The sequence below is a fragment of the Reyranella sp. genome, from assembly GCF_004297405.1.
Lineage (GTDB): Bacteria > Pseudomonadota > Alphaproteobacteria > Reyranellales > Reyranellaceae > Reyranella.
This window is the reverse complement of record NZ_SCVC01000032.1, coordinates 334,461-344,416: the sequence shown is the minus strand read 5'-3', so window position 1 is coordinate 344,416 and position 9,956 is coordinate 334,461. Positions and strand designations below refer to the sequence as shown.

General features: G+C 64.9%; 12 protein-coding genes. 5 read left to right on the top strand and 7 right to left on the bottom strand.

The features are described from left to right. Window positions 1–71: 71 nt before the first annotated feature. The 4 genes from EPO50_RS21720 to EPO50_RS21705 are packed head-to-tail and all read right to left on the bottom strand — an operon-like array spanning window position 72 to window position 3,076. On the bottom strand, window positions 72–1,022 hold the full coding sequence (locus EPO50_RS21720; protein WP_296347371.1) for a DMT family transporter: 951 nt from the start codon (window positions 1,020–1,022) through the stop codon (window positions 72–74). Further along, on the bottom strand, window positions 989–1,924 hold the full coding sequence (locus EPO50_RS21715) for a DMT family transporter (RefSeq protein ID WP_296347369.1): 936 nt from the start codon (window positions 1,922–1,924) through the stop codon (window positions 989–991). The genes EPO50_RS21720 and EPO50_RS21715 overlap by 34 nt, the downstream gene beginning before the upstream one ends. 13 nt (window positions 1,925–1,937) lie before the next feature. After that, complete coding sequence (locus EPO50_RS21710) at window positions 1,938–2,309, bottom strand: dihydroneopterin aldolase (RefSeq protein WP_296347367.1); 372 nt, start codon at window positions 2,307–2,309, stop codon at window positions 1,938–1,940. A gap of 2 nt (window positions 2,310–2,311) precedes the next feature. Further along, the gene (locus EPO50_RS21705; protein ID WP_296347365.1) at window positions 2,312–3,076 is read right to left on the bottom strand and encodes an SDR family oxidoreductase; all 765 of its coding nucleotides are present in this window, start codon (window positions 3,074–3,076) and stop codon (window positions 2,312–2,314) included. 54 nt (window positions 3,077–3,130) lie between these two features. Between EPO50_RS21705 and EPO50_RS21700 the strand changes: the two genes are divergently transcribed. The 3 genes from EPO50_RS21700 to EPO50_RS21690 all read left to right on the top strand — a co-directional run bounded on the left by EPO50_RS21700 (window position 3,131) and on the right by EPO50_RS21690 (window position 6,155). After that, window positions 3,131–4,249: an NAD(P)/FAD-dependent oxidoreductase gene (locus tag EPO50_RS21700; RefSeq protein ID WP_296347363.1), complete on the top strand. Its 1,119-nt coding sequence runs from the start codon at window positions 3,131–3,133 to the stop codon at window positions 4,247–4,249. After that, window positions 4,246–5,076, top strand: a complete 831-nt coding sequence (locus EPO50_RS21695; protein ID WP_296347362.1) for an alpha/beta hydrolase — start codon at window positions 4,246–4,248, stop codon at window positions 5,074–5,076. The genes EPO50_RS21700 and EPO50_RS21695 overlap by 4 nt, the downstream gene beginning before the upstream one ends. A 104-nt stretch (window positions 5,077–5,180) precedes the next feature. Continuing rightward, a complete protein-coding gene (locus tag EPO50_RS21690; protein WP_296347360.1) occupies window positions 5,181–6,155 on the top strand; it encodes a nitronate monooxygenase family protein in 975 nt (324 codons plus the stop codon). Here EPO50_RS21690 and EPO50_RS21685 read toward each other — a convergent pair. Both EPO50_RS21685 and EPO50_RS21680 read right to left on the bottom strand, forming a co-directional pair. Continuing rightward, the gene (locus EPO50_RS21685; RefSeq protein ID WP_296347358.1) at window positions 6,152–6,559 is read right to left on the bottom strand and encodes a hypothetical protein; all 408 of its coding nucleotides are present in this window, start codon (window positions 6,557–6,559) and stop codon (window positions 6,152–6,154) included. The two genes, EPO50_RS21690 and EPO50_RS21685, sit on opposite strands and share 4 nt — an antisense overlap. A gap of 4 nt (window positions 6,560–6,563) precedes the next feature. After that, window positions 6,564–7,361 carry an alpha/beta hydrolase gene (locus EPO50_RS21680; RefSeq protein ID WP_296347356.1) on the bottom strand — a complete coding sequence of 266 codons (798 nt, stop codon included), beginning with the start codon at window positions 7,359–7,361 and terminating at the stop codon, window positions 6,564–6,566. 146 nt (window positions 7,362–7,507) lie between these two features. On the opposite strand from EPO50_RS21680, the gene EPO50_RS21675 reads away from it, so the two are divergent. Next, complete coding sequence (locus EPO50_RS21675) at window positions 7,508–7,972, top strand: MarR family winged helix-turn-helix transcriptional regulator (protein ID WP_296347354.1); 465 nt, start codon at window positions 7,508–7,510, stop codon at window positions 7,970–7,972. A 1-nt stretch (window position 7,973) separates the two neighbouring features. Beyond that, a complete protein-coding gene (locus EPO50_RS21670) occupies window positions 7,974–9,206 on the top strand; it encodes an MFS transporter (protein WP_296347351.1) in 1,233 nt (410 codons plus the stop codon). On the opposite strand, the gene EPO50_RS21665 is transcribed toward EPO50_RS21670, so the two are convergent. After that, the gene (locus tag EPO50_RS21665) at window positions 9,193–9,942 is read right to left on the bottom strand and encodes a VOC family protein (protein ID WP_296347349.1); all 750 of its coding nucleotides are present in this window, start codon (window positions 9,940–9,942) and stop codon (window positions 9,193–9,195) included. The genes EPO50_RS21670 and EPO50_RS21665 overlap by 14 nt on opposite strands. Between the last annotated feature and the right edge of the window lie 14 nt (window positions 9,943–9,956).

Genomic DNA, 9,956 nt, shown 5'->3' with positions numbered 1-9,956 from the left:
CGCCAGGAACACCAATCCAGCGGCAATCGCGCGTCTTGAGAGGGGTCATGTCGGGGAGATCGGCCTCTGTCTCACTGTTGCATCGTCTGTAGCTTCCGCCATTGCATGTAAACCACGCCGCTCAGCGCCACGAGGCCACCCACGATCTGGTACGCGTTCGGCATGAAGCCATATGCCATTGACCATAATACGGCGAAAAAGGGCACCAGGTTGACCCAAAGCGAGGCGACAGCCACGCCCAGCCGGCTGGCGCCGACGTTCCAGAAATAGCCGCCGAGCCCGCTGGCGAAGACGGCCAACAGGACAAGCTGTGTCCAGATCCAACCGTCGGCCTCGCCAATCGGCGGGCGCGCCCAACCGGCCGCAACCATCACCACTGCGAGCAGGATCAGCCAGCCCATCGCCGAGAGCGATGCCACGTAGGTGCGGTGGAGCTGGCTCGCCCGATCGAACCAAGCCTGGGCCTTGAGGCTGTAGTAGGTCCAGAGCGCGTTGGAGAGCAGCACGATGAACTCGCCGCCGCCCAGGGTGACCTGGCCGCGGCCGAACAAGCTGCCGGCCGCAAGGATGGCACCGCCCAACAAGGTGAGGACCAGCGCCACGCCGAATCCAGGATCGAAACGCATGCCAGTCGCCAACCGTACGGTGACCGCGGCAACGAGAGGCCCCGCAACCTGCACGGCAGCCGCGGAGATCGGATTGCTGAACTGGATGCCCAGCGTATACATCGCAAAGAAGCCGCCCATGATCAGGCCGAGCAGGAGGAACCTGCGGAGGCCGACATCGATCCTGAGCGACCGGATCCCCTCGACCGCCGCTACCAGCAGAATCAGGACGATCGTGGCCAGGGCAGCACGAAGAGCCGACAGGGGGATCAGGTCGAAGTGCGCCAGCATGACCTTGCTGATCGGCACGTTGGCGCCCCAGCTTGCGCCCACAAACACCATGGCGGCGAAGGCGCCGAGGAGGTGGCCGCGGTCGCGCGAGGTCATGGCGACGGGCGCGGCGAGCGCGCCGCCCACATCTGGCGAAGCTGGAGCTGGCCGATGCTGCCCAGCACAACCACGCCGCCCACGAGTTGCAGCCAGCTCGGCTCATGGCCGAACAAGGCCGCCAGGCCGATGGCGAAGACCGGTGCGGAATTGGAGAACAACGAGGCCACCGGCACGCCGACCAGCGAGACACCTGTGTTCCAGAGCAAGATGGCAATAGCCACGCCGAACACACCGACCCAGGCGATCATTCCCAATTCCCCGATCGTCGGTGGACGCACGGGCCAGGTGATGCCGCCCGCTCCCCAGACGACGAGGCACACGATCCCCAGCAGCACACTTGCCACGGTCGACGTGAGGGCCGAGAGCGCGATCTGTCCGCGATCGGCCAACCATTGCTGGGCGCGGATCGAGTACCAGCTCCAGGAGAGTTGGGCGATCACCAGCAGCCCCTCACCACCTTCCAGCCCGTACCCTCCGGACTGGCGGCCGGGTGTCCCGGCCACGACGATGATTCCACCCAGGACCACCAGCACCAGCGTCGTGAAGAAGCCCTGGGGCGTCGTGGCGCCCAGCATCAGCCGCGACAGCAACGTCGCCCAGATCGGCGCGCACATCAGCACGATGGCCGCGGTCGCCGGATGGGTGTTCGCAACGCCGAACGTATAGAACACCGAGAAGCCGGTCATCGCTGCACCGAGCTTCAGCAGGCGGCTCCAGTTCAACTTGCCAGGCGCGGCGGCCGGCGGCGCACTCAACAGCACCGCCAACCACAGAACGGGCAGGCCGAGCAAATAGCGTGCGCCTGAGAGCAGCCAAATGTCGTAGTGCTGGGCGAGCGTCGCCAGGACGGGAATCATCGATCCCCAGATCAGGGCTGCAAAGAGCAGGACGATCGTGGCGCGCCGCAGCGCACCGGCGGACGGACCCATCGACGCGGGCCGGTCAGCTCTGCGTACGGCGGCGGACCGCCTCGTAGCCGACGCGGCAATCCTTGTAGACGTCGGGCTTCTCGGTCGAGACGCGGGCTTCTGTCACCTGTCGTTGAGCGAGGCACAAGTCGAGGATCGCATCGACCAGCGTCTCCTGCAGGTTGAAGTGGCGACTCTTTGCCAACGCGATGATGCCGTCATGGATCACGTCGTAATTCAACACGTTGGCAATATTGTCCTCGGCCGCCTTATCGGTTGGCGCCAGGAACAGATCGACGTTCACGACGACGGCCTGCGGCTTGGCCAGTTCGAAATCGTAGATGCCGATCGAGACCTGCACACGCAGGTCGCGGATGAAGATGCGGCGGTCCGAAGCGACAGGCATGTTCATTTCTTCTTCTTTTTCTTGTCGAAGGCGATGTCGCGCGGCCGACCGGTCAGATGCTCGCCGCTGTCGACGATCAGCGTGTCGCCGGTGAAGCTGGGTGTCGCCATGATGAAACGGAGCGCACGGACGAGATCGTCGGTCGTAACGCCGACCTCGAGCGGATTGGCAGCATGCTGCTCGGCGAAGCGCGCGTCGGTCTGGCTGCCGCTGCGCAAGGTGAGGCCGGGCGCGATGCCCGCCACGCGCAGCCGCGGCGCAAAGGATTGTGCCAGCAGGGTCGTCAGCCCCTGAAGTCCGACCTTGGAGAGCGTGTAGCTCAGGAAATCGGGATTGAGGTTGTAGAGCTTCTGGTCGAGCACGTTGACGATCAGGCCCTTGTCTCCGGCCGCCAGTTGACGCGCCAGCGCCTGCGACAGGAGCAAGGGCGCGCGCAGGTTGATCGCCATGTGCAGATCGAAATCGGCGGCCGTGGCCGTCGGCGCCCGGTCGAGCTTGAACAGCGACGCGTTGTTGACCAGCACGGTGAGGCGCACGCCGGGCGCCTGGCACTTCCCGATCAGGGCCTCGGCCTGACGAGCGGAGGCGAGATCCGCCCGCACAGTCTTGGCCTTGCCCCCTGCCGCCAGGATCGCCGCCACTGTCTCCCGCGCCTCGTCTGCCGAGTGGTTATGGTGCACGAAAACGAAATAGCCATCGGCCGCCAGCGCCATTGCCAGCGCGCGGCCGATCCGCATCCCCGCCCCCGTGACCAACGCCCCTTGCATACTGCGACACCCGCCCTTGGTGACTGAAAGAACGGCGGGTTCTAGCATGCGACCATGACTTCGTCCTCGTTCGAAACCGTAGACTGCGTTGTGATCGGCGCAGGCGTCGTGGGCCTCGCAGTGGCCCGTGCCCTTGCCCTTGCCGGCCGTGAGGTCATCGTCGTGGAGGCCGCCGAAGGGATCGGCACTGGGACGAGTTCGCGGAACTCCGAAGTCATCCACGCCGGGATCTACTATCCCAAGGGCAGCCTGATGGCCGAGACCTGCGTGGCCGGCCGTCGCCTGCTCTACGCCTACTGCGCCGAGCATGGCGTGCCTCACATCAACTGCGGCAAGCTGATCGTCGCGACCAACGATGCCGAGAGCGAGAAGCTCGCCGAGATCAAGGGCCGCGCCGAGGCCAATGGCGTCGAAGGCATGCGGCAGCTCAGCGCCAGCGAAGCGATGGTGATGGAGCCCAACCTGCACTGCACGGCGGCGCTGCTCTCCTCCAGCACCGGCATCGTCGACAGCCACTCCTACATGCTGGCTCTGCAGGGCGACTCCGAGGAGCACGGCGCCATGTTCGCCTTCCACAGTCCGGTGATTCAGGGCCGCGCCACGGACGGTGGCATCGAGATCGAAGTCGGCGGCGCCGAGCCGATGAAGTTGCGGTGTGGCCTGGTGGTCAACTCGGCCGGGCTCTTCGCCCCCGCCATCGCAAAAAAAATCGCCGGGATGCCATCCAACCACATCCCCGGGACGTACTACGCCAAAGGAAACTATTTCACTTTGGCTGGACGTTCGCCCTTCTCGCGCCTGATCTATCCCGTCCCCGTTCCGGGCGGGCTCGGCGTGCACATCACCGTCGACATGGGCGGCCAGGCGAAATTCGGCCCTGACGTCGAGTGGATCGACGATCTCGACTACACCGTCGATCCCCATCGCGCCGACAAGTTCTATGCCGCGGTTCGCCGCTACTGGCCCGGCCTTAAAGACGGCGCCCTGCAGCCGGGCTATGCCGGCATCCGACCGAAGATCGTGCCGCAAGGCGCGCCGGCGCAGGATTTCGTGGTCCAGGGACCAGCCGATCACGGCGTTCCAGGGCTGATCAATCTCTTCGGCATCGAATCGCCCGGTCTGACCGCCTCGCTGGCGCTGGCCGAGCGGGTACGTACTATCGCCACCGTATGACATCGGCGCGACGAGGCTTCCTTTCGGGCCTCGTCGGCCTCCTGGGCGGATGTTCTCCCGCGGCGCTTCTCAATACGACGGTATCACGCGACGGCTACACGCTCGCGTCTGACATCCCCTATGGCAGCCACCCTCGCCAGAAGCTCGACGTCTACAAGGCCGAGAAACCAAGAGCTGACGGCAAGAGCGTCATCTTCTTCTATGGCGGCTCATGGGATTCCGGCACCAAGAGTGACTATCTGTTCGTCGGCCAAGCGCTCGCGTCGCGTGGCATCACGACGATCATTCCCGACTATCGCGTGTATCCGGAAGCCCTGTATCCGACCTTCATCGAAGACTGCGCCTTGGCCACGCGGTGGGCCGCGAACGAAGCCTCCGTTGAACGGCTGTTCGTCACCGGCCATTCCGCCGGCGGTTACAACGCCATGATGCTTGCCGCCAACACACCATACCTTTCGGCTGCCGACGTCGACCGCATGAAGCTCGCAGGCGCAATCGGGATCGCCGGCCCCTACGATTTCCTGCCGCTCACGTCTCGTCGCCTTGAGCAAATCTTCGGTGGCCCGGACCGTCGCGAAACCCAGCCCATTACCTATGCAAAGGCGCCGCTGCCCCCCATCCTGCTGCTGCATGGCACGGCAGACACGACCGTGAAGCCCTTCAACAGCGAGCGGCTTGCCGCTGCCTGGCAGCGGGCAGGCGGCAAAGCCGACCTCAAACTCTACCCCGGAGTCGACCATATCGAGATCGTCGGCGCCTTCTCGTCGCTCCTGCGCGGAGGCGCGCCCACCCTCGACGATACGGTCGCCTTCATCGACCGTACCTGATCCGCTTTGCGGAAGGCTAATCTGCCATACGGTCCGTGGACTGGCTCTCGCGCCACTGGTTCGCTAATGCTGGGGCAAATCCACCCAGCGGGGAAAACGGCACGATGATCAAGACGCGCTTCACGGAAATGTTCGGCATCAAGCACCCGATCGTACAGGGTGGCATGCAGTGGGTCGGCCGCGCCGAACTCACCTCGGCGGTCGCCAATGCGGGCGCACTGGGCTTCCTGACCGGCCTCACGCAGCCGACGCCCGACGACCTGCGCAAGGAGATCAAGCGCTGCCGCGAGATGACGGATCAGCCGTTCGGCGTGAACCTCACCATCCTGCCGACGCTCGTGCCACGGCCCTATGGCGAGTATATCGACGCCATCATCGATTCCGGCATCAAGATCGTCGAAACCGCCGGCAACAACCCCAAGCCCTTCCTGCCCAAGATGAAGGAAGCCGGCATCAAGGTGATCCACAAGTGCACCTCAGTCCGCCACGGCATCTCGGCCGAGAAGGTGGGCGTCGATGCGATCTCCATGGACGGCTTCGAGTGCGCTGGCCATCCCGGCGAAGACGACGTCCCGAACCTGGTGCTGCTGCCCGCAGCGGCCAACGTCATCAAGATCCCGATGATCGCCTCCGGCGGCTTCGCCGATGCACGCGGTCTCGTGGCCGCGCTGGCCCTGGGCTGCGAGGGCGTCAACATGGGCACGCGCTTCATGGCGACCAAAGAAGCGCCGATCCATCAGAACGTGAAGGAGAAGATCGTCTCCTCCGACGAGCGCAGCACGGCGTTGATTCTGCGCACCATGCGCAATACCAGCCGCGTCTATGGCAACTCCGTCGCCCAAAAGGCGATCGAGATGGAAGGCGAAGGCAAGACCATCCAGGAGATCGGGCCGTACGTCGCCGGCGCCAAGGGCAAGGTCGTCTACGAGACCGGCGACCTCGAACACGGCATCTGGTCGGCCGGCACCTGCATGGGCCTGATCAACGACATCCCGACCTGCAAGGAGCTGGTCGAGCGCATCGTCAGCGAAGCCGAAGCAATGATCCGCGGCAAGCTCGCGAAGGCGATTGCGGCTTAAGAAGACATAGCCGGTGGAGGCGCCCTGCGGCGCTTCCACCAGCGCCACAGCAGGCCGAAAAGTGGCGGCAACAGGCACAAGCCAGCCGCCATGATGGCGAGTGCGGCGAGGAGGCAGTTCCAGCCTGTCGTGATGCCGACCACGCATTCATAGTCGAACACCATGTAGCCGAGTGTCAGCAGCATGATGGGGCTGGCGAACACGGCGACCGCCCAGAGTTTCCAGGCCGGCGCCTCGATGCCCGGCCACCATTGGCAGACATAAGAGCTGACGAAAGCGCCGGCGAGCAGCGCCACGGCGCAGATCAGTCCTGCCTGCGCATCGAGAAACAACGTCCCCGCCGTGCCGCCTACAAGGACGGCCCCGACCAGATGGCCCATGACGAAGGGATTGATGCGCAGCATGACCTCATGATGCGATCAGGCGTGCGACCGCTTCCGGATGACTATCCAGCATGCCGTGGTTGGCTCCTGCAAGCGCTTCCATGCGAGCATTGGGCAGGAGCTTCATCAGGCCGCGGCCAATTGCCTGTACGATCTCGGGACTGCGATCGCCATAAGCCACCAGCACCGGGTGGTCGAAAGCGCGGAGCTGCTCGGCCGTCGCGACATCATTGAAGCTGCTGCGCACATCGAGCGCATTGCGCGGGGCATTGGCCTCGAGATAGCCACGCACCGGTTCGGGCATGCGGGTAAAGGCGCCCTCACCGAACCAATAGTCGATCATCAGGCGCACGACGGCCGGTTCGCCCGCGATGGCACGGCCAGCATAGTCCTCGAAATGAGCAGCGGCTGGATCGAGCGCCGCCCTGTCGTCCATGAGCTGCAGGGCACGAAAGAACACAGGCTCGAAGAGGGCTAATCGCTCCACCGTTCCCGGCACTGCCTGCAACGCTGCTTGCACAGCGACGACGCCACCGTAGGAATGCCCGGCAAGACGGACCGGCTGGCCGCAGCTTTCGGCCAATCGCGCCACGGCGGCGCCCATCAATGCCGCGCGGCCGACCGGCTCGTCCGGCACGCCATCCGATCCGCCGTAGCCCGGCAGATCGACGGCCAGCACGCGGAAGCGATCCCTGAGATGTGGCGCGACCCGGCCCCAGGATCGACTGTCACCCGGCGAGCCATGGACCAGCAGCAGCGGCGGCCCGTCGCCTTCCTCGCGATAAGTGAGCTTCTTGCCTTGAGGCAGATCGAGGGTCGGCATCAGCGAGCTCCATCAGAACCAGTATGGTCGACGTACCGTAGGCCGGCCCCCACCCCGCGTTGCGCGCGATGGACCGGGCCAAGCCGCAACGATATTCGCTCATGGTTATTCCCATGTATATACAATTAATGTATATACATAAAATCATGCCAAGAAAGCCGCAATCCCCCAGGACGCTCCAGCGCGATGCCCGCAACGCCGTCGAAACCTGCGCTGGCTGGAACATTCGCTCTGTCGCGCGGCGCATCACCCAGTTTCTCGAAGTTCGGCTGCAGGCCGCAGAGTTATCCTTTGCCCAGTTCGGCTTGATGACCGAGATCGCCGCGGCATCCGACGATTCGATCTCGGCACTGGCCACGCGCATGGGCCTCGATCAGTCGACCCTCTCCCGCACCCTGCGCACGCTCGAGGCCGAGGGTTTGGTCGAGATTGCCGTCGCCGAAATCGACCAGCGGCGCAAACTCGTGTGGCTCACAGAAAAAGGTGCACGCCGCCTCGAAACGGCGCTCGCGGTGTGGCGCAAGGCCAATGCCGAACTGGAGCGATTGCTGTCGGTCGATCTCGTGCGTCGCCTGGCGCTCGAAACCGAGGCCCTGGCGGAGGATCGTTGACGTGAAGCCGCATGCCGTCACATTGGACAGCCGCACAGCCTGGATCGTCGCCTGGGCTGCCCTTGCGATCCTCACCCTTTGCTACGGCGCACCGCTGATCTCCGTGGTGGCGCTGAAGCCCATGGCTGCCGACCTCGACGCACCGCGCTCCGGTCCTGCCGCAGCGGGTGCGCTGACCTATCTCGGCGCGGCCTTCGGCGGCATCGTCGCGGGCTGGCTCTCCGGGCGCCTCGGCATCCGCCGCATCGTGTTGTTTGGCGCCGCCATGATGGCGGCCGGGCTCATCGTCTCGGCGTCGGGTGGCCTCTTCTATCTCTATGCCGGTCACGGCGTGCTGATGGGCCTGTTCGGCACCTCCTGCATGTTCGCGCCGCTCATCACCTATGTGAGCCGCTGGTTCGAGCGCCGCCGCGGCGCGGCCGTAGCACTGATCTCGTCCGGGCAGTCGGTCGCCGGCGCCGTCTGGCCGCCGCTCCTGCAGTACGGCATCGATGAGGTGGGCTGGCGCTGGACCATGATCCTGTTCGCGGCTTTGGTCGTGGTGGCTGTCGTGGGCCTCACCATCGCCTTTCTGCAGGCTCCGCCCGATGCGTCCAGCGCCAGCGGAGCTATCGGCAGCAACTCGCGGAGTACCGCGAGCCTCGGCCTGTCGCCCAATCTCGTCATGATCTTGCTCATGGTCGCGGTCTTCTGTTGCTGCGTGCCGATGGCCGTGCCGATGCAGCACATCGTGGCCTTCTGCAGCGACCTGGGTTTTGCCTCGCAATACAGCGCGGCGATGCTCTCGGTCCTTCTGGGCAGCGCCTTCCTCGCACGCCAGTTCTGGGGTTGGCTCGCGGACCGGATCGGTGGCATCCAAACCCTGCTCTGGAGTTCGCTCGCCCAGGCCACCGCCCTGATCGGCTTCCTGCTGACCAAGGATCAGGCGGCGCTCTTTACGATATCGGCAGCCTTCGGCTTCGGCCTCTCGGGCCTCCTGCCGGCCTATGTCATCGCCGTACGCGAATACTATTCCATCGAGGAAGCGAACTGGCGTATTCCAACGGTGCTGTTCGCCGGACTGCTGGGCATGGCGGCCGGCGGCTGGGGCGCCGGCCTCCTCTACGATTACTTCGGCGACTACATGTCGGCCTTCTCGGTCGGCATGGCCTTCAACATTCTGAACCTCGGCGTGCTTTTCTTCCTGGTCCTGCGCCAGCGCGGACCGCGCCGGTTCGTCCTCACACCAGGTTGATGCGGCAGCCGCAGACCTCGACTTGCGCAGGCCCGTGCTTGCGGCCACGCTTCTCCGCCGCCGCCAGTACGCGTTCGCGATCCACGACCTTGACGTCGTAGGCCGAGACACCCGGCCCGCGACCGTCGACAGCACCCACGAAGCGGATCTGCGAACCGTCGAGCCTGATGATGTTGTCCTTGGCCGGACGATTGAGAATCTTCGACCAGGTCTCCGCTGCCTTGTCCGGATCGTCGTGCTGGATCTCTACTCCAGCCACGCCATTGGTCACATCCGAGCGCGCGTGCTTCAGCCAATCCTTCTCGGCCGGCGGCCACCACAGTGCCGGGTCGGTTCCCTTGGGCGCGAACGTCGTGTCGAGCGATAGCAGCACGCCCATCGTGTCCGAGGGATGGAAGTGCGTGTACTGGTATTCGGGCAGATCCTTCTGCGCGACGGCGCGGATGCCGAGGCCGGTGACGCGTTGGCGTTCGGCCGCCGCGTCGGGAACCTGAAGGATCACCATGTAACCGCCATCGCCTTTGCGGCGATCGATGTAGCGGCCGGCGGACGTGCCTTCCTGGAAGGGCGTCACGATCTCGAGGAAGTCGTGTCCGGTCGGACAGACGACGTTCACCAATCCCCACTTCGCCACGCCAGGGTCGCGATAGGCGACCTCGATCCCGAGAATGTCGCACAGCTCTTCACGCGAGCTTTCGAGGTCCTTGCAGACGAAAACGCACTGCCTCAGTCTCATCGCTTCGCTCCCAT